The sequence below is a fragment of the Halomonas sp. BDJS001 genome, assembly GCF_026104355.1.
Lineage (GTDB): Bacteria > Pseudomonadota > Gammaproteobacteria > Pseudomonadales > Halomonadaceae > Vreelandella.
On the sequence record NZ_CP110535.1, the window covers coordinates 3,937,553 to 3,963,767 of the forward strand.

20 protein-coding genes and 2 pseudogenes are annotated in these 26,215 nt (G+C 57.1%); 7 read left to right on the top strand and 15 right to left on the bottom strand.

The window, feature by feature from the left end; genetic code table 11:
• Positions 1–2 precede the first annotated feature (2 nt).
• From OM794_RS18320 to OM794_RS18335, 4 genes are all read right to left on the bottom strand, one after another.
• A complete protein-coding gene (locus OM794_RS18320) occupies positions 3–1,055 on the bottom strand; it encodes a sugar phosphate isomerase/epimerase family protein (RefSeq protein WP_211593889.1) in 1,053 nt (350 codons plus the stop codon).
• 111 nt (positions 1,056–1,166) lie between these two features.
• A complete protein-coding gene (locus OM794_RS18325; RefSeq protein ID WP_211593890.1) occupies positions 1,167–2,132 on the bottom strand; it encodes an ABC transporter substrate-binding protein in 966 nt (321 codons plus the stop codon).
• A gap of 140 nt (positions 2,133–2,272) precedes the next feature.
• A complete protein-coding gene (locus tag OM794_RS18330) occupies positions 2,273–3,298 on the bottom strand; it encodes an ABC transporter permease (RefSeq protein WP_226247004.1) in 1,026 nt (341 codons plus the stop codon).
• Complete coding sequence (locus OM794_RS18335) at positions 3,291–4,802, bottom strand: sugar ABC transporter ATP-binding protein (RefSeq protein ID WP_226247003.1); 1,512 nt, start codon at positions 4,800–4,802, stop codon at positions 3,291–3,293. Before OM794_RS18335 ends, OM794_RS18330 begins: the two co-directional genes overlap by 8 nt.
• 211 nt (positions 4,803–5,013) lie before the next feature.
• Between OM794_RS18335 and OM794_RS18340 the strand changes: the two genes are divergently transcribed.
• A complete protein-coding gene (locus OM794_RS18340) occupies positions 5,014–6,240 on the top strand; it encodes an ROK family transcriptional regulator (protein ID WP_226247002.1) in 1,227 nt (408 codons plus the stop codon).
• Positions 6,241–6,303: 63 nt separating this feature from the next.
• On the opposite strand, the gene OM794_RS18345 is transcribed toward OM794_RS18340, so the two are convergent.
• The 6 genes and pseudogenes from OM794_RS18345 to OM794_RS18370 form a co-directional block, all read right to left on the bottom strand.
• Entirely contained in the window at positions 6,304–7,080 is a 777-nt protein-coding gene (locus OM794_RS18345) for an SDR family oxidoreductase (protein ID WP_226247001.1), read from the bottom strand.
• A gap of 20 nt (positions 7,081–7,100) precedes the next feature.
• Positions 7,101–8,846 (bottom strand): IlvD/Edd family dehydratase, encoded by a 1,746-nt coding sequence (locus tag OM794_RS18350; protein WP_226247000.1) that lies wholly within the window; start codon positions 8,844–8,846, stop codon positions 7,101–7,103.
• A gap of 63 nt (positions 8,847–8,909) precedes the next feature.
• Positions 8,910–9,919, bottom strand: a pseudogene (gene araH, locus OM794_RS18355) (L-arabinose ABC transporter permease AraH).
• Positions 9,920–9,984: 65 nt separating this feature from the next.
• On the bottom strand, positions 9,985–11,478 hold the full coding sequence (araG, locus tag OM794_RS18360; RefSeq protein WP_226246999.1) for an L-arabinose ABC transporter ATP-binding protein AraG: 1,494 nt from the start codon (positions 11,476–11,478) through the stop codon (positions 9,985–9,987).
• A gap of 71 nt (positions 11,479–11,549) precedes the next feature.
• Positions 11,550–12,545 (bottom strand): arabinose ABC transporter substrate-binding protein, encoded by a 996-nt coding sequence (locus tag OM794_RS18365; protein WP_226246998.1) that lies wholly within the window; start codon positions 12,543–12,545, stop codon positions 11,550–11,552.
• Positions 12,546–12,672: 127 nt separating this feature from the next.
• Positions 12,673–13,902: an aldose epimerase family protein gene (locus OM794_RS18370; RefSeq protein ID WP_226246997.1), complete on the bottom strand. Its 1,230-nt coding sequence runs from the start codon at positions 13,900–13,902 to the stop codon at positions 12,673–12,675.
• A gap of 183 nt (positions 13,903–14,085) precedes the next feature.
• Here OM794_RS18370 and OM794_RS18375 point away from each other — a divergent pair, with 183 nt between their 5' ends.
• The 6 genes from OM794_RS18375 (at position 14,086) to OM794_RS18400 (ending at position 20,942) form a co-directional block, all read left to right on the top strand.
• Positions 14,086–15,027: a LysR substrate-binding domain-containing protein gene (locus OM794_RS18375; RefSeq protein ID WP_226246996.1), complete on the top strand. Its 942-nt coding sequence runs from the start codon at positions 14,086–14,088 to the stop codon at positions 15,025–15,027.
• Positions 15,028–15,315: 288 nt separating this feature from the next.
• Positions 15,316–16,335, top strand: coding sequence for a TRAP transporter substrate-binding protein (locus OM794_RS18380; RefSeq protein WP_088701801.1), 1,020 nt, complete (start codon positions 15,316–15,318; stop codon positions 16,333–16,335).
• 80 nt (positions 16,336–16,415) lie between these two features.
• Positions 16,416–17,021 (top strand): TRAP transporter small permease subunit, encoded by a 606-nt coding sequence (locus tag OM794_RS18385; protein ID WP_226246995.1) that lies wholly within the window; start codon positions 16,416–16,418, stop codon positions 17,019–17,021.
• Positions 17,021–18,322: a TRAP transporter large permease gene (locus tag OM794_RS18390; RefSeq protein WP_226246994.1), complete on the top strand. Its 1,302-nt coding sequence runs from the start codon at positions 17,021–17,023 to the stop codon at positions 18,320–18,322. Before OM794_RS18385 ends, OM794_RS18390 begins: the two co-directional genes overlap by 1 nt.
• A 28-nt stretch (positions 18,323–18,350) precedes the next feature.
• A complete protein-coding gene (gene araD1 / locus OM794_RS18395) occupies positions 18,351–19,337 on the top strand; it encodes an AraD1 family protein (protein WP_226246993.1) in 987 nt (328 codons plus the stop codon).
• Between the two features lie 30 nt (positions 19,338–19,367).
• The gene (locus OM794_RS18400) at positions 19,368–20,942 is read left to right on the top strand and encodes an aldehyde dehydrogenase (NADP(+)) (protein ID WP_226246992.1); all 1,575 of its coding nucleotides are present in this window, start codon (positions 19,368–19,370) and stop codon (positions 20,940–20,942) included.
• A gap of 227 nt (positions 20,943–21,169) precedes the next feature.
• On the opposite strand, the gene OM794_RS18405 is transcribed toward OM794_RS18400, so the two are convergent.
• The 5 genes and pseudogenes from OM794_RS18405 to OM794_RS18425 form a co-directional block, all read right to left on the bottom strand.
• On the bottom strand, positions 21,170–22,675 hold the full coding sequence (locus OM794_RS18405; protein ID WP_226246991.1) for a tripartite tricarboxylate transporter permease: 1,506 nt from the start codon (positions 22,673–22,675) through the stop codon (positions 21,170–21,172).
• Between the two features lie 13 nt (positions 22,676–22,688).
• The gene (locus tag OM794_RS18410; protein WP_265153952.1) at positions 22,689–23,159 is read right to left on the bottom strand and encodes a tripartite tricarboxylate transporter TctB family protein; all 471 of its coding nucleotides are present in this window, start codon (positions 23,157–23,159) and stop codon (positions 22,689–22,691) included.
• 9 nt (positions 23,160–23,168) lie between these two features.
• Positions 23,169–24,155 carry a tripartite tricarboxylate transporter substrate binding protein gene (locus OM794_RS18415; RefSeq protein WP_226246989.1) on the bottom strand — a complete coding sequence of 329 codons (987 nt, stop codon included), beginning with the start codon at positions 24,153–24,155 and terminating at the stop codon, positions 23,169–23,171.
• Between the two features lie 96 nt (positions 24,156–24,251).
• Positions 24,252–25,048, bottom strand: a pseudogene (locus tag OM794_RS18420) (aldolase/citrate lyase family protein).
• Between the two features lie 205 nt (positions 25,049–25,253).
• Positions 25,254–26,180: a tripartite tricarboxylate transporter substrate binding protein gene (locus OM794_RS18425; RefSeq protein ID WP_226246987.1), complete on the bottom strand. Its 927-nt coding sequence runs from the start codon at positions 26,178–26,180 to the stop codon at positions 25,254–25,256.
• Between the last annotated feature and the right edge of the window lie 35 nt (positions 26,181–26,215).

The following is a 26,215-nucleotide window of genomic DNA, read 5'->3' on the forward strand; positions in this document are numbered from 1 at the left end:
TCTTAAAGACCCAGAATGCGTCGATTGGCGGCCTCATCAGAGCCACCGTCGGCGAAGTCATCAAATGCCCGCTCGGTGACCTCGATGATGTGGTCGCGGATAAAGGTCGCGCCTTCACGGGCGCCGACTTCCGGGTGCTTCAGGCAGCACTCCCACTCCAGCACCGCCCAGCCGTGGTAGTCGTTGGCCGCCATCCAGGAGAAGATCGACTTGAAATCGATTTGGCCATCGCCAAGCGAGCGGAAGCGGCCAGCACGTTCCGTCCACGACTGGTAACCGGAGTAGACGCCCTGTTTGGGGCTGGGATTAAATTCGGCGTCCTTAACGTGAAACATCTGAATGTGATCGCGGTACACATCCAAAAAGCCGCGGTAGTCGAGCTGCTGCAGAATCAGGTGGCTGGGGTCGTAAAGAATGTGGCAGCGCGGGTGGTTGCCGACCCGTTCCAGGAACATCTCAAAGGTGATGCCGTCGTGGAGATCTTCGCCGGGATGAATCTCGTAGCAGAGGTTCACTCCCGCTTCATCAAACGCATCCAGTATCGGCCGCCAGCGTTTGGCCAGTTCGTCAAAGGCGGTTTCGATCAAGCCCGCAGGGCGCTGGGGCCAGGGGTAGATAAACGGCCACGCCAGGGAACCGGAGAAGGTGCCGTGATCGGTGAGGCCGAGGTTTTGCGATGCCTTGGCGGCCAGCTTGAGCTGATCAACGGCCCAGGCTTGGCGAGCCTTGGGATTACCGCGTACTTCGGGTACCGCGAAACCGTCGAACATCTCGTCATAAGCAGGGTGCACGGCGACCAACTGGCCCTGAAGGTGGGTGGAGAGTTCGGTAAGCGCTAAGCCGTGTTCAGCCATGGTGCCTTTGATCTCGTCGCAGTAGGTGCGGCTCTCGGCGGCGCGTTTTAGATCGATCATGCGCGCATCCCAACTGGGAATCTGCACGCCCTGATAGCCTAGCCCCGCCGCCCAGGCGGCAATGCTATCAAGAGTGTTAAACGGGGCTTCATCACCGGCAAATTGGGCGAGAAAGAGCGCTGGCCCTTTGATTGTGTTCATAGGACTCTCTCATTATTATTTGGATAAAGTGCTTGGGTAGACGCGGGAAGGAGTGATGCTTTTACCCGCGCCTATTAATCACTACGCAATCAATACGCAATCAATACGCGATCAGAACGGCGAATCGGGGAAGTAGTACTGCTCGGCGTTCTCCTGGGTAATTAGCGGGGAGCCAAGAATATATTCGCCCAGCACCGGGCCATTAGAGACAAAATGCTGCACGGTGAGATCCATGGCTGTGGCGATCATGGCAGGTGGATATAGCACGTCTACCGGCACTAGCTCATCACCGTCCATGACCCGCTTGATAATGTCCTTCATGCCCGCGCCACCAACGATAAACAGCTCATCTTCACGATCCGCCTGGCGCACCGCTTCAATGACCCCCAGAGCGATATCGTCATCCTGAGCCCAAACGGCGTCGATGCTGTCGAAGCGCGACAGGTAGTCCTGCATCACTTCAAAGCCATCGTCGCGGTTCCAGTTAGCGTGCTGCATATCGAGGATATTAATGTCAGAGCCTTCGATGGCCTCTTGGAAGCCTTGCACCCGCTCATCGTCGATCACGGTAGGGATGCCGCGCAGCACCACAATGTCGCCTTCATCGTCCAAACGCTCACGGATGTACTCGCCGGACACGCGGCCTAACTCATGGTTGTTGCCCGCCACGTAGAGATCTTCAATACCCTCTTCCGTCAGGCCCCGATCCACCACGGTGACAAATACACCCGAGTCTTTCACACGGCGCACTGGATCCGTCAGTGGGCCAGACTCAAACGGCAGCACCACCAGCGCATCGATATTGCGCAGCGATACCAAGTCTTCCAGATCATTGGCTTGCTCACCGGCCGTGCCCGCGGTGGAGATGGTGATTTCGATATCGGGATAGAGCGCTTCAAGGCGTTTTTTGGCCTCTTCAGCGTGGTAATTGACCCCACCCGTCCAGCCGTGGGTGGCGGCGGGAATAGATACACCGATGGTGTACTCCTGGGCAACCGCGGCGCCGGAGAGCCCTATTGCTGAAGTGAGTGCTGCAGTAGTGACGCAGGCCTTCACTGCTGTCTTGATGGTTCGCATAGTGATGCTCCTTTCGTGTTTGTAATTGTTTTGCTGTTTTTACTTGCTGTTTTTACTTGCTGTTTTCAATTGCTTTGTTGCGAGCGGCTAAGGGTTGATGTTGCGAACGTTTTTCTGGTTTTTACATTCGTTTCAGAGCCTTAAGGCGCTGTTTTTCTCCACGAGGCACGCTGCAGGTAGACCGCCACAATAATGATGATCCCCTGCACCGTACCGTTGAGATAATTAGAGATGGCGTCGGTCAAATTGAGAATATTGCCGATCATGGTGAGCATAATAGCGCCCACCACCGTGCCCCAGATGCGCCCATGGCCGCCCTTAAGCATGGTGCCACCGATGATCACCGCGGCAATTGCCTCTAACTCCCAGAGCACCCCGGTAGCCCCTGAAGCAGAGCCCAGCCGAGGCACATAGATAATCGTCGCCAACGCCACGCACACGCCCTGCAGCATGTAGGTCATGGTCTTGATACGATCCACGTGAATGGCGCTATATTCGGCGACTTTTTCATTGGAGCCGATGGCAAAGCAGTAGCGTCCGAAGCGGGTGTAGTTGAGGAGGATATAGCCAATAATGGCGACCGCCAGAAACACCCAGACCGGAATAGTGATGCCCAGGAAGCTGCCGTAATAGACCGGGCGATAGATATCACGCACCGCCCAATCCAGTGTCAGGGTGCCGCCATCGGCGAGGTAAGTGACCAACGAGCGGTAAATTCCCATGGTGCCAAGGGTGACGATAAAGGCTTCTATTTTGCCTTTGGTGGTCACCATGCCGTTGATAAAACCAGCGCACAGCCCGAGTAGCAGTGAGGCACCTACGCCGAACAGCACGGTGGTCAGCCCCGCGCCAAACTGCTCGACCAGGCTGTTCATCAGAATAATCATCACCCCGGCAATAAAGGCCGCCATCGCCCCTACCGACAGATCCAAACCGCCTGCGGTAATCACAAAGGTAGCGCCGATGGCGATAATGCCGATAAAGGCACTGCGGGTGAGCATGTTTGAGAGATTATCCAGCCCCAGAAAAGCCGGATTAATCAGCACACCCAGCAGTGCCAGGGCAAGTAGCGCGACGAAAGGCCCCCAGGTTTTAAGGTCTATGGAGAAACCCTTTTTCTGAGTGGTTGGGTTAGCTGCTTTATTCGTTGTTTTGTTATTAGCCATAACGCTGCTCATCGACCCCTACTCCCCTAATGCCGGATGCGTACTGCATAATTTCTTGTTCATTAATTTGCTCACCTTCAAGCACCCCGGTGAGTACACCCGCGCACATCACCGCCACCCGGTGGGAAAGCCCAATCAGCTCGCCCATCTCTGAAGAGATCAAAATCACCGAGCAGCCTGCTTCGGTCAGTTCATGGATAAAGTGATAGATCTGGTGCTTGGTGCCCACATCAATGCCCCGGGTCGGCTCGTTGATAATCACGATTTCGGGGTCGATGGACATCACCTTGGCGAGCAGCAACTTCTGCTGGTTGCCGCCGGAGAGTTCAGCTGCGGCGCGCGCTGCCGTGCGCAGGCGGATATCAAAGCGCTGGATAGCCTGCTGGAAGGCTTGCTCTTCACGGCGGCGGTCAATCAAGGGGTGACAGTGAGCGCGTAAATTGAGCAGGGTAACGTTGGAGCGCAGATCCATATTGAGCACCAGCCCTTTGCCCTTGCGATCCTCGGTGAGATAAGCGATACGCTGATGCACCGCATCGCGCAGGTGGCGCAGCTCCACCGGCTCACCGTTGCGCAGTACCTGGCCTGCGCTTTTGCCGCGTAGGCCAAGCACCGCTTCGATCAGCGCGGTGCGTCCGGCGCCCACAATGCCGCCAAATCCCAACACTTCGCCCCGCCGTAGGCTAAAGCTGGCCTGCTTCACGGCACCGGGTACCACGAAGTCCCGCGCTTCCAGTACCACCGGCGCATCCTCAGCCAGCTGTGTACGCGGTGGGTACATCTCAGTAATCTCACGCCCCACCATTAGTCGTGCCAATTCCTCTTTACTACGCCCGGCCATGGGGCCGCTATCGATCAAATGGCCATCGCGCAGTACCGTCACGCGGTCGGCAATCTGCTCGATTTCACGCAGTTTGTGGGAGATATACAGAACTGCCACGCCCCGCTGGCGCAAACGGTCGATGAGTGCGAACAGTACCTTCACTTCGTTTTCGGTCAGGGTGGCAGTAGGTTCATCCATAATCAGCACGCGCACGTCGCGGGTGATGGCCTTGGCGATTTCTACCATTTGCTGATCGGAAGTGCTTAAGTCTTTCACTCGAGCACGCGGATCCACGTGGGTTTCAAGCTCCGCCAGCGCTGCACTGCTGCGTTCCCGCATGGCACGCCGATCCAGAAAGAGCCCCCGGCGCAGCTCGCGGCCCAGAAAAATGTTCTCCTCCACGCTGAGCTGCTCCGCCAGCGCCAGCTCCTGGTGGATCATGACCACGCCGTCGGCCTCTGCTTCTCCGCTGGAGCGGTATTGCTTATTTTGGCCGTCTACTAACACTTCGCCCGAAGTAGGACGAAGATACCCAGCTAGGATTTTTACCAAGGTCGATTTACCGGCGCCGTTCTCACCCAGCAGGGCGTGTACTTCCCCCGCCTTCAGGTCGAGATCAACGTCGAATAACACTTGGTTATCACCAAAGGAGCGGCAGAGTTTGCGCGCTGATAACAGCATGGGGCCACCTGATAATGTCTGTTGTTATTGTGTTGGGGCTTATCAGCATCGATTGCGTCAGAATGATGCTTGATTTACTTTAGGCGCTAAAATAAATACTTGCATATGCAACTTAGGTCGTATTTTGACAATCGCGTTAACGCCCCAGGATGAGTGCGCAAGACAATTGGCATGACAGCCTTTTTTCAACACGAACTATAACGGCGACCCTATGGCCCTTCCGTCGACTGATACCAGCCGCCTCGACAACACCCTCGCGGTGATCCGCACTCTGCGTGACCAAGGATCGGTGGCACGCATCGACCTGGGGGCAATCAACGGCATTAGCTCTGCCACCGTCACCTCGATCAGCGCCGAGTTACTCCAGCAGGGATTGATCACTGAACGCCCGCCTGAAGCCCCCCGCCCCAACGGGCGTGGTCGACCAAAAACCTTGATTGGACTCGACCCCACTGCCGCCTGCGTGGTGTGTATCAAGCTGTCGATCAATGAGATCCAGTTGGTAGTAGGCGATTTTGCGGCCCAGATACACCATAGCGAGCACCATGCAGTGAACACCTTGAGGTTGAGCGCCGACGACCTGGAAGCACTGCTGGAGGAGAAGATCAGGGCTGTTTGCACACAACAGTTGACGGGGTTTCAGCGCTTGGCGGGGATCTGTTTGGCGGTACAGGGGGTGGTGTCGTCGCAAAGCGGTACGATCATCTGGTCACCCGCTTTAAGCTTTCGCAATGCACCGATATCGGCGCGATTGGCGGAACGTTTTCACTGCAGCGTGCTACTCGAGAATGATGCCAACTGTATCGCCAGCGTGCTGGCGGCCCAGCCCGCCTATGCGGACTGCCCCAACCTGGTGGTAATTATGCTGGGCTATGGTATCGGTATGTCGGTGCTGATTAATGGCGTGCCCTATCTCGGCGCCAATGGCTCGGCAGCTGAGTTTGGGCATAGCAAATATCAGCCCGATGGCGCCCTTTGCGCCTGCGGGCGACGGGGATGCATTGAAGCTTACACCAGTGACTACGCGCTCTATCGCGCCGCCGCCGAGCATCTAGAACTCCCCTCCGGCGACAGCGCACACCCCTCCGAGCAGCAGATGCAAGCGCTAACCCAACTGGCACTTCAAGGCGACCCCTTGGCTCAGCGCATCTATGCAGAGGCAGGCCGTGCACTGGGGTACGGTATCGCCAATGTGCTGGCGCTGTTCAACCCCGATCTAGTGCTGATTACCGGTTCCGGCGTACGCGGCTTTGACGCCATGCAAGCGGCCATGCATGGCGCCATCGACGAAGCCCTAGTGGCCGAACTAATGGGCTCCACCCGCATTGAAAGCTGCGCCTGGGATCGCGACATGACCTGCATGGGCGGTATCGCCATAGCGCTGAACGCCACCGATGGCGAGACGCTGTTAGATAGCCAAACCGCCCGTGAAGCCTAGGCCGACCGATTAATAGCAGCGGAGGCTTAAAAAAGTGTGTCCAAGCAGTTAAGCATCGCTTCGTCAGTCGTGGTAGACCACGCTACGTCCACCATCAATCGTTAAGCAGCTTGCGTTGATAAAGGGTGCTTCATCTGAGGCTAGAAAGACCGCTGTCATGGCCACTTCCTCAGGTTGCCCTAGCCGCCCCGGCGGCAGCAACGCTTCAATGCGGGCCTTGGCGGCGACGGGGTCATCAAAGGTTTGCCAATGGGCCTCTACCGCTGGGGTGGCGATATAGCCCGGCGCGATAGCATTGACGCGCACACCGCGGGAGGCATATTCAATACCGAGTGCTCGGGTCAAACCGACCAAGCCGTGCTTGGCGACCGGGTAGGGAAAACAGCCGGGAATAATCGAGAAGCTATGAGTGGAGGCGATATTAATAATGACGCCTCCGCCCTGCTTCAGCATATCGGGCAGCACCGCCCGGCTACAGTGCCAAGCGCCTTCCAAATCCACCGATAAGCAGCGCTGCCAGGCTTCATCCGGCATGGCAAGTGGCTCGTGGAAGACATTCATGCCTGCGTTATTGACTAGGGTGGTTAAGGGCCCGGAGTACTCACGGGCCTTCGCTACGGCAGCCTCCACCGCACATCGGTCTACAATGTCAGCGACTACCGCTTGAACCTGATACCCCTCGCCACATAGCCGTGTCGCCAGCCGTTCAACGCTTTCCCCCTCCATATCCAGTAACGTCAAGATGGCGCCCTCACGAACACAAGCCTCTGCAATGGCACGGCCGATGCCGGTGGCTGCACCGGTCACTAGAATATGCTTGTCGGCCAGTCTGGCGGTCATCGCGCCTCCTGTACAGTTAATCAGTGCGAATGACGCGGCACATCAGCGCCTCGGCAGCCGACCAGAAAGTCGAAGTCGCAGCCTTCGTCCGCTTGCAGCACCCGCTCGATGTAGAGCTGCCGATAGCCGCCCTGGCTGGCAATCAGCGTTGAAGCGGCAGTGGGGTCGCTTTCCGCCAGGCGCGACGCCAGCTCTTCATCGCTGATATCAAGGTGCAGCCGGCCGCTTGCGCAGTCGAGCTCGATCCAGTCGCCGTTGCGTACCGCCGCCAGCGGGCCACCGGCGGCGGCTTCCGGGGCGACGTGCAGTACCACCGTGCCGTAGGCGGTGCCGCTCATGCGAGCATCGGAGATACGCACCATATCGGTGATGCCCTGGGCGAGGATTTTGGGCGGCAGGCCCATATTGCCTACCTCGGCCATACCGTGATAACCGCGGGGGCCGCAGTGTTTCATGACCAGAATATCGTTGGCTTCCACGCCCAGGTCTGGGTCGTTGATGCGTGCCTTGTAGTCGTCGAAGTCTTCGAATACCACCGCGCGACCCCGGTGCTGCATCAGCTCGGCGGTCGCCGCTGAGGGCTTGAGCACCGCACCGTTGGGGGCCAGGTTGCCACGCACCACGCAGATACCGCCGTCCGCGGTGAGGGGGTTATCCAACGGCCGGATCACTTCATCGTTGTACAGCGGGGCGTCCTTGACGTTCTCCCAAAGTGTTTTGCCGTTGACGGTCAAGGCGTCCTTGAAGGGCAGCCGGTCGGCCTCGCCCAGGCGCCTGAGCACAGCGGGCAGCCCTCCAGCGTAGTAGAACTCCTCCATTAGAAAACGCCCCGAGGGCTGCAGATCCACTACCGTCGGGGTGCCACGGCCGACCCGGCTCCAGTCGTCCAGGGTTAGATCTACACCGATGCGCCCGGCAATCGCCTTTAGATGAATCACCGCGTTGGTGGAGCCGCCGATGGCGGCGTTGGTGCGGATGGCGTTATCGAAGGCTTCCTTGGTGAGGATTTTGGAGAGCCGCAGGTCTTCGTTGACCATCTCGACAATCCGGTTGCCGGAGAGGTGGGCCAGCACGTAGCGGCGGGAGTCTACCGCCGGAATCGCCGCATTGTGCGGCAGCGAGGTGCCTAGCGATTCGGCCATGCAGGCCATGGTGGAGGCGGTGCCCATGGTGTTGCAGGTGCCCGCGGAGCGGGACATGCCCGCTTCGGCGGCCATAAAGTCGTGGAGTGAAATCTCACCGGCTTTGACCTGCTCGGAGAGCTTCCACACCACGGTGCCGGAACCAATATCCTTGCCCTTGTGCTTGCCGTTGAGCATCGGCCCGCCGGTCACCACGATGGTGGGAATATCGCAACTTGCCGCGCCCATTAGCAGCGCCGGAGTGGTTTTGTCGCAGCCCACCAGCAGCACTACGGCATCGATGGGATTGCCGCGAATGGCCTCCTCCACGTCCATGCTCGCCAGGTTACGGGTGAACATCGCAGTAGGGCGCAGGTTGGATTCACCGTTGGAGAACACTGGGAACTCCACCGGGTAGCCGCCCGCCTCCAGCACGCCCTGCTTCACGTGCTCCGCCAACTTGCGAAAGTGCGCGTTGCAGGGCGTCAACTCCGACCAGGTATTACAGATACCGATAATCGGCTTGCCCTGAAACTCATGGTCAGGAATACCCTGGTTTTTCATCCAACTGCGGTACATAAAGCCGTTTTTGTCAGCGGTGCCGAACCACTGGGCTGAGCGTAATGGGCGCTGGCGATCAGACATAACAAAGCCTCCGTACAAACCGGAAAAAAGTGGCAAACAAATAAAGGGATAACGTTTTAAGCGTTAGGCTCGTTGACGGCGGGTCTGTTTCCAGCGGTCAAACATCACCGCCAGCAGCAGAATCGCGCCACGCACCAGGTATTGGTAAAAAGTGGGGACGTTAAGCAGCCCCATGGCATTCTGAACGCAGCCCATAATCAGCACGCCGACCACCACGCCGGTAATGGTGGCCACGCCGCCGGATAGCGCCACGCCGCCCAGAACACAGGCGGAAATCACCGCCAGTTCCAGGCCCATGGAGGTATTGGGGTCACCCAGACCCATGCGTGAAGCCAGCAGTACACCGACCACGCCCGCCACTACGCCCTGGAGGCCGAAAACGATAATCTTGAGGCGACGGACATTGACCCCGGCCAGAGCGGCGGCTTCCGAGTTACCGCCGGTGGCCAGTACATTCCGCCCAAAGGCGGTCATATTGAGCACTACGCCAAAGATCACGAAACAGGCCAGCATCGTCCATACCGGCAGAGTCAGTCCGAGGAAGGAAGCGCTGCCCAGGTCAAAGAAGCCCGGCACGGTAATCATCACCGCGTCGCCGCCGGAGGTGATGTAGGCCAGACCGCGCACAAACTCCATCGCTGCCAGAGTGGCTATTAAAGAGTTAATGCCAAACTTGGCAATCACCAAGCCATTAAAGGCCCCCACCGCGCCCCCAGCGACAATGCCCCCGATGACACCGATAAAGACGCTACCGGTACTGGAAGTCACCACCGCCGCGACCACACCCGCAAAGGCCACCGTAGAGGCCACCGAGAGATCCACCTCCCCCAGGGCCAGCACCAGCATCATGGTGGTGGCCAAACTGCCGATCAGGGTGATCGAAAGCAGTAGCCCAACCATATTGCGGCCGGTCAGAAAATCAGGGATGAGTACCGCTAGAGCGATAAACAGGAGCAGAAAAATCGCGATCAGTCCCGAGGTATCCAGCAGCGTGCGCAGCGGTTTGATCAGCCCCTGGCGCCCCGCGGGCCGGCAGGAGCAGTCTCACCTTGGGTTGCGTTGTTCGTTGTCATGATGTTTGTCCTGAACTTGTTCTCTAAGAACGAAATATCTTGGAAACCCTAAAAAAAGCTAACACTTAGGCGGGTAGCGCCAAGCCCAACAGACGTTCCGGCGTAGCCGACTCCCGCGGCACTACTTCCACCAGCTCACCATCGCGCATCACGGCGATGCGATCACAGATGGAGCTGACTTCCGCCAGATCACTGGAGATCACCACCACGCTTTTGCCCTGTTCGGCCAGGTCGTAGAGCAGCGAGTAAATATCCCGTCGTGCGCCTACATCGATCCCCCGGGTCGGCTCGTCCATCACGAACAGGTCAATCTCTTCAGCCAGCCAGCGGGCCAGAATCACCTTCTGCTGATTGCCGCCTGAGAGCTTGCCAATCGGCGAACGTGGGCCGGGGGTTTTAACGCTGAGTTGCTGGATATAGGCTTCGGCATTGCGCCGTTCACGGCCGGGGTGGCGAAAAACGCCCCAGCGTTTGAAAAAGCGCCGACAGCTAATGTTGAGGTTATCGGCGACGCTGGCCACCGGAAAAATCCCCTGGGATTTGCGATCCTCCGGGCACATGGCGATACCGGCGCGAATTGCCTCACCCGGGCTTTTAAAGCGCCGCGATTTGCCGTTAAAGGTCACGCTGCCGGCTTTGGGGGATTCGACGCCGCAGACCAGCCGCAGCAGCTCGCTGCGCCCTGCCCCTACCAAGCCAAACAGCCCAAATACCTCGCCGCGCTTCACTGAAAAACTTACCGGGGCCTTTAAGCCGCGCCCTTCAATACCCTCCACGGCAAACACCACCTCGCCCTGCTCCCGGGGACGATAGCCGTACACATCATCGATATCGCGGCCGACCATTTCACTCACCAGCAGGTCGTGATTGAGCGCCGACATATCTTCATGGGTGCGGATATGCTTGCCATCGCGGAAGATAGTGACCGCATCGCACATCTCAAACACCTCTTCCATGCGGTGCGTCACGTAGAGCACTACCCGGCCCTCGTCGCGTAGCCGCTTGACGATGCGTTTGAGTTGGCGGATCTCTTGAATCGAGAGGCTACTGGTAGGTTCGTCAAAGGCGATGACCTTGGCGTCCCGCAGCAAGGCACGGCCAATCTCGATCATCTGCTGCTGGCCGATGGAGAGTTCGCGCACCTTGGTCGAGGGGTGGATATCCCCTTCGCCGAGATCAGCCAGAATCGCCAAGGCCTTTTGCTTTAACTCGCGGCGATTAACAAACCCCTGCCGCGTGGGCAGCTGGCCCAGCAGCAGGTTTTCGGCCACCGACATATTGGGCGAGAGCGTCAACTCCTGGTAGATAATCGCGATGCCTTCCCGCAGCGCCTCCCGGGCGTTGTTGAAGACGTGTCGCTGACCATCGATCCACAGTGCGCCTTCGGCGACCCGGTTAACGCCACTGAGCACCTTGAGCAGGGTGGACTTACCCGCGCCATTCTCTCCCATTAGCGCATGCACTTGGCCGGCATGAGCGGCAAAGCTCACCCCATCCAGGGCGCGAACACCGGGGAACACGACGCTAATCCCGTCGAACCGTAAATAAGCATCAGACATGCATGAGTACTCCGCAGATGGCCTGTAACAGCGAGCCCGTTACAGGCCTCTTTTATTGCCAACCAAGCGCTTTATAGACCGAGCGCAGCGCGCACTTCTTCCCAGTTGTCGCGCGTCATTAACGTGCCGGAGGTTTCGGTATTGGCAGGCGGCTCTTGATCCTCGCTAATCCAGCGGTAGAGGTCTTCAGCGGTCTGACGGCCGTGCATGGTGGAACTGACCGCTACCGTACCGTGAAAGCCGGTGGGGTTATCCCGGGAGAATTCCGCAAAGGCGGCCCCGGAGCCATTGATGCCCACGCCGATCACATCTTCCGGCGCTAAACCATACTGCTCAGAGGCCCTGACACCGCCCAGCACGCTCTCTTCGTTTAGGGCATAGATCACCCAGTGTTCAAAATCATCCTGTTTAGAAAATACCGGGGAAGCCGCTGAGAAAGCCCCACTGGTGTCAGTGCTCTGCTGGGGCGCATCAAAGATATTATCTTCCGGGAAGCCTCCGGCGAGTAGCGCCTCAGTGGCGCCATCGGTGCGTTCGACAGCGGTGGGTAGCTCGTCATTGGTGATGCGTAGCGCGCCAACCTCTTCCGGGTTCCAGCCGCGGGCTTCCATTTCAGCGGTGATGGCTTCACCCACCTGCCGGCCTATCTTGGTGCCCGACATACCCAGGTGAGGAACGCCTTCCATAGGTTCACCGCTTGAGTTAACAAACTGATCATCGACAGTAATTACCTTCATGCCATATTGCTCGGCACGGTTCATAATCGCTGACCCCAAGCGCACATCCGGCGGGCAAATAACAAATCCCTGAGCGCCTTGAGAATAGAGGTTGTCAATTGCACTAAGCACCTCCTGGCCGTCCTCACCGCCCAGGCGCACCACGTCGAAGCCTAGTTCTTCGCCTACCTCGGTGGCTGCTTTTTGTTCATTAATGAACCAAGATTGCTCCGGTTTCTTGACGATAAAGCCAATCTTCACTTCGTCTTCCTGGGCCTGGGCAGACCCCAGTGAGGCCAGCATAATCGCGCTGCCGAGAGCTAAACGGGTAAATGTCTTAGTCAATCTCATTGTTATACTCCTACGATTTTTAGCGTTGTTTTGATTGCTATTTCAGTTTTTATTGCTGTTTCAGTATTTATTCCCAAACCACAGGTGGTTAAAAGCCCGTGTTAAGTACCATCGTTAAGTACCAGGCTTACGAACCCATATCTTGTTGCGCTGAGAAACGGTAAACCGTGCGCGAACGATAGGTGTCACCAGGTTCTAAAAGGGTGCTGGGAAATGCCTCTTGGTTGGGTGAATCGGGATAGTGCTGGGTTTCCAGCGCAAAGCCGGAACGGTGCCCGTAGGCCTGGCCCTGTTTGCCGGTCAGGTCACCGTTAAGGAAGTTGCCGGAATAGAACTGTATCGCGGGCTCAGTGGTGGTGATCTCCACCATGCGGCCGCTCTCGGGCTCCCACACCTTGGCAGCCAGCACCAGCTCATCCGCTGACGCATTATCCCGGTCAAGCACAAAGTTGTGGTCGTAACCGCCGCCAAAACCGAGCTGCTCGTTCTCCTGCTCGATCCGCTCGCCAATCGTCGTCGCCTGGGTAAAGTCGAACGGCGTGCCGTCTACCGAGCGAATCTCGCCGGTGGGAATCAGGCTGTCGTTGACCGGGGTAAACTCTGGTGCGTTGATCATGAGCTGATGATCGAGAATAGTGTCGCTACCCTCGCCCTTTAAGTTGAAGTAGCTGTGCTGGGTGAGGTTGATGGGTGTGGCCTTGTCGGTCACGGCCTGGTAATCGACCATAAGCTCGTCGTTATCGGTCAACGTATAGGTGACCTCGGTCTCTAACCTACCGGGATAACCCTCTTCGCCATCCTCGCTGGTATAGCGCAATACCAAGCCAGAACCTGCTTCGTTTACAAAGGGTTCGGCTTGCCACAGCACTTTATCGAACCCTTGATCGCCGCCGTGAAGATGATTGCTGCCATCATTGGTGGCCAGTGAATAGCTTTCGCCATCAAGGGAGAACTGGCCATTCGCAATACGATTGCCGTAACGCCCAATGATGGCGCCGAAGTAGGGATTTGCCTGGCGATACTCATCAGAGAGATACGCTTCCAAAGAGTCGAAACCCAGCGCGATATCGTCAAATTCGCCATCCACGTTGGGGGTCTTCAGCGACAGAATGATGCCGCCGTAGTTGGTCACCCGCAGTTCGATGCCGTTGGCGTTGGTAAATTGATAGACATCGACCTGACGGCCATCGGGCAAGTGGCCAAATACCGATGTCTGTATTCCGCTATCGGCACCACTGCCTGCGTCGGTGTCAGAACCACTCTGAGCTTGCGCAGCGTTTGCCAACAGCGCTGCGACAATGGCACCGAACATCAGTGGCGAACCCTTTTGTAATCGTTGGCTATACATGAGAGGCATGAGCTTCCTCCTGGAGGCGTACTTTATGTTGCTAGCTTATTGTTGTTAGGCCGGTGCAGTTAACTTAGGACGTTATCACCGATACAGAGACTACAGTAGCCATGTCTGGCATAACCAACCAATATACAAATACCTCACTATCGATATACTTCTTAGTATCAATAACAACTCAAGGCTTATTCTATGGGCGTTCTCGGTGAGAACTGGTTTTTAGACGTGCGACTAAAGTTGCGCCATTTTCAGCTATTTTTGGCGCTGGATGAGCAGCGCAACCTGCATCGCGCTGCGGCCCAGCTCAATATGAGCCAGCCCGCCGCATCAAAGCTACTCAGCGATCTGGAAGCCAATCTGGGTATTCGCCTGTTTGATCGCCACCCCCGCGGGCTAACGCCTAACTGGTACGGCGAGATTATGATTCGCCACGCCCACAGCATGCTTTCGGCGCTACGGCATACCGGTGAGGAGTTGAACGCTCTCGGCGAAGGGAATGCGGGCACGGTAGCGGTCGGCACGGTAATGGCGCCGGCGGTCACACTGCTTACCAGCGCGATTGAGCGGGTACACCGCGACCGGCCAGGGTTAAAAATCAGTGTGGATGTGGATGTCAGCAAGGTGCTGGTGCCGCGTCTGCTCGAAGGCGAGCTGGATTTCGCGATTACCCGTATTCCCGCAGGCGTCGATGCCGAGCGTTTCGTATTTGAAGAAATCGGTGAGGAGGAACTCTGCTTCGTATGCCGCCAAGGGCATCCATTATCCGTTAAGAAAACGCTCAACCTTGCGGACATGACGAGCTACCCCTGGTCGCTGCAGCCTGCCGGTGCGCTGATGCGCCAGCGGGTGGATAGCCTGTTTTTACACCATCAGGTCGCGCCGCCCCGCCAAATCGTTGATACCGCCGACCTGCTGCTCTCGCTGGCACTGGTGGATAAATCCGACACCATTACGGTGACCACACGGGAAGCCGCCGATCTACTCTGCCCGCCGCAACGTTTTCATCTTTTGCCCTTCAGCGAGACGCTAAGTGTTCAACCTTACGGACTGGTGAGCTTGCGCCACCAACGCCTTTCTCCCGGTGCCGCCGCGTTAATGAGCACCCTGCGCGACATCATTGCCCAGTCCGATTAACGCATTGTTATTAAGACATTGTTTTAGGTCAATGAGGGCTGACGATCTGATCGAGGGTGTGATGTCTTCACCAAATGTGTAAGACACTAAACTCCCCCGAAAAACCAATGACCATACAAAAGTATATGTTGAACAATTGACCTTAATGTTCAACATTACCTCCCGCATGGTTAATTGCCCCGCTGCATCACCATGTTCACCGCGATGTTCATAACAACGTCCTCCATAACGCTTTTCACAACATTTTTCACAACGCTTTTCACAACAATAATCTTGAGGAATAGTGCCATGCTCAAACCCAAATACAGCTTGCTACTCACTGGCTCAGCACTGCTACTAGGCCTTTCAACGGCTCAGGCGGCCGAGTATGAATGGAAATTTCAGGCGTCAGAAACCTCGGGCGAACCCAGCTTCAAGATCAAGCAGGAGTGGGCCGAGCGCATCACGGCGATGACCGATGGTCGCGTCGAGATTGAGGTCATGCCGATTAACTCCGTGGTGGGCCCCACCGAAACGCTGACCGCCGTGAGTTCAGGGATTCTGCAGGGCCACATGACCGACCCTAGCTACTTCTCTGGCCAGGATCCCGCTTTTGGCATGCTCGGCAACCTCGTTGGCGCTTGGCAGAACCCCTACGACTTCCTGGAGTACATGAAGTACGGCGGCGGTGAAGAACTCTACAACGAACTGGTCGAGCCCTACGGCGCGCATTTGATCAGCGCAGCGACCTTCCCGCTGGAGTCGGTGCCCTCCACGGTGCCCATTGAATCCATTGCCGATTTCGAAGGACTAAAAATCCGTGCCCCCCAAGGCATGGTCTACAACATCTTCGAGCGTATTGGTGCCACGCCGGTCAACCTGCCGGGCTCTGAGGTGTATACCGGGCTGGAAAAAGGCGTGATCGACGCTGCGGACTCTACGGTGCTCTCGAATAACGACGCCATGGGCCTGCACGCTTTCGCTCCCTACCCGCTCTACCCAGGCTTTCACTCCATGCCGATGATCGCCGTATCGATCAATAAAGACATCTGGGATGGCTTGCCCGAGGAGCTACAGACGACCCTAAATACCGCCTTTGACGGCATGGCCTACGACCTGATTGCCCGCCTCAAGGAGCAGGATATCGAGACACTGCAGCGGCTTCAGGAAGATCCTGATGTTCATCCGTTTGATCTTCCCGCTGAAGAGCGCCAGAAATTCCGTACCGCGGCTGAGCAGGAGTGGCAAGAGTGGGCCGGTGAAAATGAGATGACCCAGAAGATTTATGACTCGGCGACCGCCTTTTTGCGCTCGCGCAATCTGCTCTAACTTTTTGCTCTCAACTCGGCCTCATTAACCTAACCAGCGCATCGCTCGGGCGCCCCGAGCGATGCGCGCAGAGTCACGCCATGTCTCAAAAAACACCTGACAATCAATACCGCTCGCCTCCTACCCATGATCTTCCTGAGATTCTCGAAACGGTAGAGGAGATCGCCCCCGAACGTAATGCCTTAGACCGCCTGATTGCACGAGGTGGCCGTGCTATTTCCTGGCTGGTGCTGGTGGCGATGGGTATCAGCGTCGTCGAGGTCTTTATGCGCTACGGCTTCAATAACCCCACCTCCTGGGTACACGAAACCGTGGTGTTTCTGATTGCAATTATCTTTGTGCTGGGTGGCCCAGCGGCCATGGCGCGCAATAGCCATATCCGCGTCAAGGTACTCTACGACAGCGCCGGGCCCAGGCTGAAGTGCTGGATGGATCGTTTCAACGACCTGCTGACCCTGGTTTTCTGCCTGACGATGAGCTATGCCGCCTTCCATATGTTCTGGGGCGCGTCGCATAACCCGCTCGGCGAGTGGTCGCTGGAGCGCTCCGGCACCTCTTGGAATCCGCCCTTTCCTGCCATGGTCAAGGGCATGATTCTGTTTGCTCTGGTGTTGATGACCCTGCAAGCCTCACTGCATTTATGGCAGTCGCTTAAGGCGAAGCCCCGCACCGAGGAGGCGCGCTGATGGATATTTCAACCGCAACGATCCTTATGGTAGGGGCAATTTTCGCGCTGCTAGTCACCGGTCTGCCGCTGGCGTTTATTACCGGTTTAGTGGCCATGGCGTTCACCTTCGGCTGGTTCGGCGAAGCGGCGCTGCCACTGGTCACCAGCCGTGTCTACGGATTTATCACCGAGTATTCGCTGGTAGCAGTGCCCATGTTTGTGTTGATGGCATCGCTGCTGGATCGCTCTGGCATTGCCAAGGATCTGTTCAACGCCATGCGCGTTTTCGCTGGCCGCCTGCCGGGTGGCGTGGCGGTGCAGACCATCGTGGTAGCGTTCTTCCTGGCCGCCCTTTCGGGCATTATCGGCGGTGAGATCGTGCTACTGGGGATTCTGGCGCTGCCACAAATGCTCCGCCTGGGCTACGACAAACACCTCTCTATTGGGGTGGTGTGTGCCGGAGGAGCCCTGGGTACCATGATGCCGCCGTCCATCGTGCTGATTATCTACGGGCTGATCGCCAGCGTATCGATTGCCGACCTGTTCGCCGCGGCCGTTACTCCAGCGGTGATTCTAATGGGCTCCTATATTGCCTATGTGCTGGTACGCTGCCTGAAAAACCCCGCGCTGGGGCCACCGCTAGACAGGGACACCCAGGATAACCCCTTCGCTACCAAGCTGGACGCGGTCAAAGCTATTCTGCTGCCAGGGCTAATCGCCTTTTTAGTGCTGGGCACTATTTATGGCGGTATTGCCTCGGTCACCGAGGCTGCGGCCATGGGCGTTTTCGGTGTACTGCTCGCCACCATTGTGCGTGGCGAGTTCACCCCGGGCATGCTGCACCATAGCCTGGGGCAGACCCTGAACACCTGCGGCATGATTATTTGGATCGGCATCGGTGCGGCCGCCCTGGTGGGCGTCTATAACCTGATGGGGGGCAATCGCTTTGTATCGAGTTTGATTCTCGGCCTCGACGTCGCGCCGATTGTGATCATTCTGGTAATGATGGCGATTATGCTGGTGCTGGGGCTTTTCCTCGACTGGATCGGGATCGCCATGCTGGCCCTGCCGATCTTTCTACCCATCGTTATCCAGCTCGGCTTCGACCCCATCTGGTTCGGCATCCTGTTCGCCGTGAATATGCAGGTCTCGTTCCTGTCACCGCCCTTCGGGCCCGCCGCCTTCTATCTTAAGAGCGTGGCACCGCCGGATATCAGCCTGAAGGATATCTACCTTTCCGTACTGCCCTTTATGGCCATTCAGCTGTGTGTACTCGCGGCGCTGTTGATGTGGCCGCAACTGGCCATTTGGCCACTATGATAATCGCCACCAGCATAAGGAGAACGCCATGCGACTGATTCAGTGTGACCACCAGGGCCAGGTTCGCGCCGCCCTGGTCGAGAGCGAAGAGCAGGTCAGACTGCTCGACTGCGACACCTACACCCTGGCCAACCGGGCCATTAGCGCCGGCAAGTCGCTTAGCGAGATGGTGCCAGAAGCGCTAACTGACACCCGTCTGGATTACCAAGCGCTGGTCGATGCCAAACAGCTGCTGCCCCCGCTAACGCATACCGACCCGGCCCACTGCCTGGTGACCGGCACTGGCCTTACTCATCTGGGCAGTGCCGATACCCGCTCGGCGATGCATGCTAAAGCCCAAGCTGCCGAAGAAGATATGACCGACTCCATGCGTATGTTCAAGCTGGGCGTGGAAGGCGGCAAACCCGACGCAGGTGAGCCAGGCGCGCAGCCGGAGTGGTTCTACAAGGGCGATGGCCAGTGCGTAGTGGCGCCGGAAGCAGAGATCCCCTCCCCCGCCTTTGCTGAAGATGCAGGCGAGGAGCCCGAGCTGGCAGGGCTTTATGTGATTGGCAACGATGGCCAACCCTGGCGCGTCGGCTATGCTTTGGGTAACGAGTTCTCTGACCACGTCACCGAGCGCTTCAACTACCTCTGGCTGGCTCACTCAAAGCTACGCGCCTGCAGCTTTGGACCCGAGCTATTGATTGGCGAGCTGCCCGCGCACTTGGAGGGCACCAGCCGTATCCAGCGCAGTGGTGAAACGGTCTGGGAGAAGCCCTTTCTAACTGGTGAGGCCAATATGGCTCACAGCCTGGCTAACCTGGAGTATCACCACTTTAAATACCCGGGCTTCCGCCGCCCCGGCGATGTGCATGTGCACTTTTTCGGCACCGCCACGTTGAGCTTTGCCGACGGCATCAAGGTGCGCGAAGGCGATCGCTTTGAGATCAACATCCATGAGTTTGGCCGCGCCCTGCGCAACCCGCTCCGGGTGGAAGCAGACGCACCGGCCATCAGCGTAAAGTCGCTTTAACAACCTCAAACCACCCCAGCAGGAGGAAGTATGACTCTGGAAGGCAAACTACTCATTGGCCAGCAGGCCATCAGCGGCCAACAGGCTGACATTCATGCGGTAAATCCCGCCACCGGCGAAACGCTGGCGCCTGCCTACCCCGGCGGCAGCAAGGCCGAAGTCGAGCAAGCCTGCGCATTAGCCGAGGCGGCGTTTGCGAGTTATCGCGAAACGGGCTTAGAGGCAAGAGCCAGCTTTCTTGAAACCATCGCCGCCGAGATCGAAGGGATCGGTGATGAGTTGATTGAGCGCGCCATGGCCGAAACAGGCCTACCGCGCCCGCGCTTAGAGGGCGAACGTGGACGTACCTGCGGCCAGCTACGCTTGTTCGCCAACGTGGTACGGGCTGGCGAGTGGCTTGATGTGCGTATCGATCCCGCCCTGCCTGATCGTGAACCCCTGCCCCGCGCCGACCTGCGCCAGCGGCATATTGCCCTGGGCCCGGTGGCGGTGTTTGGCGCCAGCAACTTCCCGCTCGCCTTTAGCGTGGCCGGGGGTGATACCGCATCGGCACTGGCCGCAGGCTGCCCGGTGGTCGTCAAGGGCCACTCTGCCCACCCCGGCACTTCTGAGCTGGTGGGCCGTGCGATTCAGCGCGCCGTGGCCAAGTGCCAACTGCACGAAGGCGTTTTCTCGCTGCTGTTTGGCTCGGGCCGAGAAATCGGCCAGGCGCTGGTGGCTGACCCGCGTATTCAGGCGGTGGGCTTCACCGGTTCGCGCAGTGGCGGTACGGCACTAATGTCCACCGCCCAGGCGCGGTCGCAGCCAATCCCGGTTTATGCCGAGATGAGTTCCATCAACCCGGTATTCCTGTTGCCGGAAGCGCTCAAATCTCGTGGCAAAGCCATCGCCGAAGGCTTTGTTGGCTCACTCAACATGGGTGCCGGGCAGTTCTGCACCAACCCTGGGCTGGTGATTGCGGTTCAGGGCCCAGAGCTGGACGCTTTTGTTGAAGCGGCCGGGGAAGCGGTTAAGGGCAGTGCGGCTCAGACCATGCTGACGCCGGGCATTCACGACGCTTACCAGCAGGGCGTTGACCGACTCGCCCATCACGCCAAAGTCACCGAAGTGGCTCGCGGTCAGGCAGGTGAAACAGCCAACCCGTGCCAAGCAGGGCTATTCGTTACCCAGGCCGAAGCGTTCCTCAATGAGTCAGCCCTCCAGGAAGAGGTGTTTGGTTCCACCTCGCTGGTCATCGCCTGTGCTGACGCCCAGGAAGTGGCGAAGGTCGCTGCCCAGCTTGAAGGCCAGCTCACCATTACCCTGCAAATGGATGACGGTGACTTAGCGACTGCCAAGCAACTGCTGCCCACCCTGGAGCGCAAGGCGGGGCGGATTCTGGCCAACGGCTGGCCGACGGGCGTGGAAGTGTGCCACGCCATGGTGCACGGCGGCCCCTATCCGGCGACATCGGATTCCCGCACTACCTCGGTGGGCAGCGCGGCGATTTTCCGCTTCCTGCGCCCGGTGTGCTACCAGGCGTTGCCTGAGGGGTTACTGCCCGAGGCCATTCGTGACGGTAACCCTTGCGGAGTATCCCGCTTGGTCGATGGTAAGCGTGAATAAACATCGTTTTGAAGGTCATGCTGCCAGCTTTGAGATGGTGCTGACACCGAACCCTTAGTAATTCAAACGCAGCGAGGATCCTATCCTTCGTTGCGTTTTTTTGTACCTAGCTGGTATGCCGCTAAGCCACTGCTCCCTTGCTTGGCGACTTGCATCTTACTTGTTCGAACAATTCGATGGGGTATTCAGTCCACAGTCATGACACTTGAATGCCCCTTCAAAGCTCATTACGCCGAAGAGTGCTGAGACTTTGTCTGCAGGTAACGATACGCTTTGATCAGAAGCGGTGAACACCATAGGAGTATCACGGCGATACCCAGGCCTGCACTGATCGGACGTGCAAAGAAGCTCGTCAGATCTCCCCCTGTACGCAGCATTGCGCTCATAAAGTTGTTCTCGACCACGGATCCTAGCACCAGCCCTAGTATGGCCGGCGCCATGGGGAAGTCATTGACTGCTAGAACATAGGCTACTAGTCCTACAATCAACATCAGCCAGACATCGACGATACTGTTGTTGATGGCAAAGGCGCCTACAACACAAAAACAGAGTATAACCGGCATAAGTATTCGACTGGGCGTGAGGATAAAGAGCTTTGAAAGCCGAATCGCAATGTATCCGATAGGCAGCATCATCAGGTTGGCCAGGATAAACACGATGAACAGGGCGTAGATCAAGCCACTACCATCCATAAAGATAGTCGGACCGGGGTTCATGCCCTTCATGTACAAAACGCCAATAACGATAGCCGTAATGGAATCACCTGGGATGCCGAACACAAGCGCAGGTACCCATGCGCCGCTGATACCCGAGTTATTGGCGGAACTAGCATCCACGATGCCTTCGATATTACCCGTACCATATTTCTCTTTTTCCTGGGATCGTCCTTTACCCACGCCGTAGGAGATCCAGGCCGCGATATCGGCTCCCGCGCCGGGCAATGCCCCAATCAATGTACCGATCGAACTGCCACGCACCATGTTGCGCCAGTAACGCTTCATGTGACCAGGCACGTTGTGAAATACGCTGTCCTGATCGACAACGCTGATGGTCTTTTTCTCGGACTTGGAGCCGTAATAGCTCATCAGTTCATTGAGTGCGAACATGCCGATCATGACCGGAATGAAGTTGATGCCCGCCATTAGATCGGGCACGCCGAAGGTGAAACGCGGCGCGCCGCTCATCATGTCCAGACCGACCGTCGATAGCAAAATGCCAAAGAGCAGCGATAGAAAAGCTTTAATTCGGGAGCCTATGGAGATGAATATCGAGCAGCTCAACCCCAGTATTGCCAGCCAGAAGTATTCAAAGGCACTGAATTGCAACGCGACTTCAGCAAGCGACTGCGCCACCACGATCAAGACGAGGGTGCCGAAAATACCGCCAAAGACAGAGCAGGCAAGGTTGATGCCCAACGCCTCGCGTGCCCTTCCCTTCTTGGCTAGTGCATACGATTCCCCGACATAGGCAGCAGAGGCAGGTGTGCCGGGTATGTTCAGGTAAGTACCGGGTATATCGCCAGCAAAGATCGCCATGGCCGAAGTCGTGACAATGGCGGCGATGGCGGGGATGGTGTCCATATAGAATGTCAAAGGCACCAGTAGGGCAACGGCCATCGTTGCCGTAAGCCCCGGCACGGCACCAACAAATATGCCGAAAAGCGACGCCAGCAAGATGACCAACAGGGTCTCAAAATTCAAAACCAGGCCGACTCCATTCATCAGAATATCCATGGCAGACGCCCCTCTAGCAGAACTCCTTGCGGCAATGGAATAAGCAAGTAGTGTGAAAAATGAAATAGATCGCTAGAGCCACTAGTAACGAGGCAACTAGCGCCACCCAGGGGAGAGTATTTCTCATGATCATCAGGACAAACATGATGACCGCCATCGTGATCATTGCGCCCAGGTAGCCGCTGGCGAAGATGTAAAAGACAATGGCGAGGGGCGGTAGCAGCATTGCCAAACCGGATTTTCCTGAGGAGGGCTCTTTCAGGGTAGTGGCCTCCGTCGATGCTTGTGGAGCCAACACCCTTCTTCTATTCCATAACGCATTGGCCGCCAAGAGCGCACCCCCGAGACAAAATCCCGCTCCAACAATTGAAGGGAAAAGCGAGGGCCCATACTGAAGGCTGGGTAGCGTCGGAAATTTCTGGGCCGTGACGATCGTTGCGATCCCGGCAATAACAAACGCTAACCCGGTAAACAAATCCCTCATGGTCACTCCTTAGTTAGCCAGGCCAACTTGTTCGACGATTTCGCCTAGCACCGTATCCATCTCTTGCATCAGTTGGCCGAACTCTTCCGCGTTACGCCACACGGTTCCAAACCCTCGCTGCGCCATGAAATCCTGGTACGTGTCACTTTGATAAGCAGCTTCGAGCGCTGACTCAAGCGTTGCGACGACCGCTGCGTCCATTCCATGAGGACCAACGATTCCTCGCCACGCCCCTACCTGGTAGTCACTGCCCACAAGTTCGTGGGTAGTAGGAATATCTGGGAAGGCCGAAAGACGCTCTGGGGCCATGACGGCAAAGCTTTTTACACGTCCCGCCTCAATCATCGAACGAGCCTCAGGCACCGACGTAGAAACAACATCAATCCCTCCAGATGCCAACTCTGTCATCGCGGGCGCCGAGCCTTCGCTGGGGATCCAGATAACCTGATCAGCAGGAATGTCCTGATCCATCAAAAAGCCCGCAAAGGCGAGATGCCAGATACCGCCCTGCCCTGTTCCCGACGCAGTAAGGCTTCCTTTCGGTTCGGTACGAATTGCCTCCATCAACGTGTCAAGACTTTCAAACGCCCCGTCAGTGGCGACCTGGATACCGGGAGAGTCGTAGTTGATTTGCGCGATGGGGGTCAGATCTTCGTAAGTCAAATCCGTCAACCCCTGCCAATGCATGGTATTGACCTCGACGGTGGCCAAGCCGATGGTGTAGCCATCAGGTGCCGCGTTGAGCATGGCGGTATGGCCCACGACACCGCTGCCGCCGGTGCGATTCACCACGTTGACGTTTTGCCCCAATTGCTCTTCCAAGGCCCGAGCAATGGTGCGTGCCGTTGCATCCGTTCCCCCGCCGGCAGCCCAGGGTACGATCAGGGTAAGAGGGCGTTCGGGGTAATCGGCAAAAGCCGAGGTAGACACTAGCGCGATTATCGCTGTCAAAAGCGAGTAACGAAGGGTTTGGAATCTGACACTGATCTTGTTCATGATGAAAATCCTTGAATATTGACCATCTGTTTAGTTGTTCTTGTCATACGCTTTTCATACTTACGGCATCAATATCCGCCCAGCCAAATAACAGGCTTAATACGTTCTTGATGGGCGCTCAGCAGGCTGCTCTTTGTATCGGCCAATGGTGGCAAGTGCTCCTTGTCGAAGCAGGCTGATATCAATTCCGACAGCAATAAACTGGCAGCCAAGCTTCTGGTAGCGGCGGGCATCCTCTTCGACTGGTGCTAAAATTCCTACCGGTTTGCCCGCGTCGTGCGCCGTTCGAATGATCTTTTCGATGGCGCGTTGAACGTTGGGATGGGTCGGATTTCCGGGATAGCCCATTCCAACCGAAAGATCTGCTGGTCCAATAACACGGCGTCTACACCTTCTGTTGCGGTGATAGCCTCTACCTGATCGACGCCTTTGGGGGACTCCACCTGGACGATCAGGCAAAGGGACTCATGTGCTTTGTTTAAGTAGTCGTCCACGCTATCCCAGCGTGTAGCACGTACGACCCCACCTCCAACGCCGCGTATCCCGTGCGGAGGATAGCGGGTTGCCCGCACCAGCGCGGCCGCCTGATCACCGCTCTCCACCATGGGTATCATCAGCGTTTGCGCACCGATGTCGAGCAACTGCTTGATCAGCGCCGGATCCTGATTAACGCTACGAACCACCGGCGCCGTCGAATAAGGGGCTACTGCCTGTAGCTGGGCAAGGATGGAAGGAAGCGTGTTAGGCGCATGCTCACCATCGATCAATAACCAATCGAATCCTGTGCTGGCAACGATTTCGGTGGCGTAACCCGTGGCAAATCCTGCCCAGCAGCCCCACATCGGGGCTTGCTCGGTCAACGCCTGCTTGAATGTGTTGGTAGGTACCTGCATCCTTTGGCTCCTTTAGAGACATGGACGGTTATTCACTCCTGCACCTGACAGTCAACAGCGATGACTCAAACCATAGACCCAGGCAACACAGTCACTGACCGTTACCGCTAAAACCAACTTCTCTTTAGTGCGATCGCGTTACGGTCAGTGACTTTCGAGCGGGTTTCCCTTTCCCCGACAGGCGAGAGAAGAGAGAGCAAGCCTATTAGTTAGCCAGCCCCACCTGTTCGACGATTTCACCGAAAACGCCGTCCATATCTTGCATAAGCTGGCCAAACTCTTCAGCGTTGCGCCATTCGGTACCAAAACCTTGCTGATTCATGAACTCCTGATACGTATCACTGTTGTAGGCGGCTTCAAGGGCTGACTCGAGCGTTGCCACCACGTCCGGATCCATGCCTTGAGGGCCGGCGATTCCGCGCCACTCACCTACTTGATAGCTACTGCCGATTATTTCATTAGTGGTGGGCACATCAGGAAAGCTGGGTATACGCTCTGGAGACATTACCGCAAAGCTCTTAACGCGACCGGCCTCGATCATTGAGCGGGCTTCAGGCACCGAGCTTGGTACAATATCAATCCCCCCAGATACCAGCTCAGTCATCGCTGGGGCTGCTCCTTCACTAGGAATCCAAGTCACTTGGTCGGCGGGAATACCTTGATCCATCAAAAAGCCAGCAAAGGCTAGATGCCACACACCGCCTTGCCCAGTACCCGAAGCAGTAAACGTGCCTTTAGGCTCAGAGCGTATCGCTTCAAGGAGCTCTTCAAGGGTTTCATAAGGAGAATCGGCTGCTACCTGTATGCCTGGAAAGTCATAGTTGATTTGAGCAATAGGCGTAAAGTCTTCATACGTAAGGTTAGTTAAACCCAACCAATGCATCATATTAACTTCACCAGTAGCCAAGCCAATCGTATAACCATCCGGTTCAGCATTAATCATGGCGGTATGACCAACAACGCCACTGCCTCCTGTTCGGTTGACAACATTGACGTTCTGCCCCAGCTCTTCTTCCAGAGCACGAGCGATAGTTCGCGCAGTCGCATCAGTGCCACCACCAGCAGCCCAAGGCACAATCAACGTAAGGGGGCGTTCGGGGTAGTCCGCAAAGGCAGTGCCAGACGCTGTCATAACAGCTGCTGCTATACTTGAAGCAAAAATAGCTT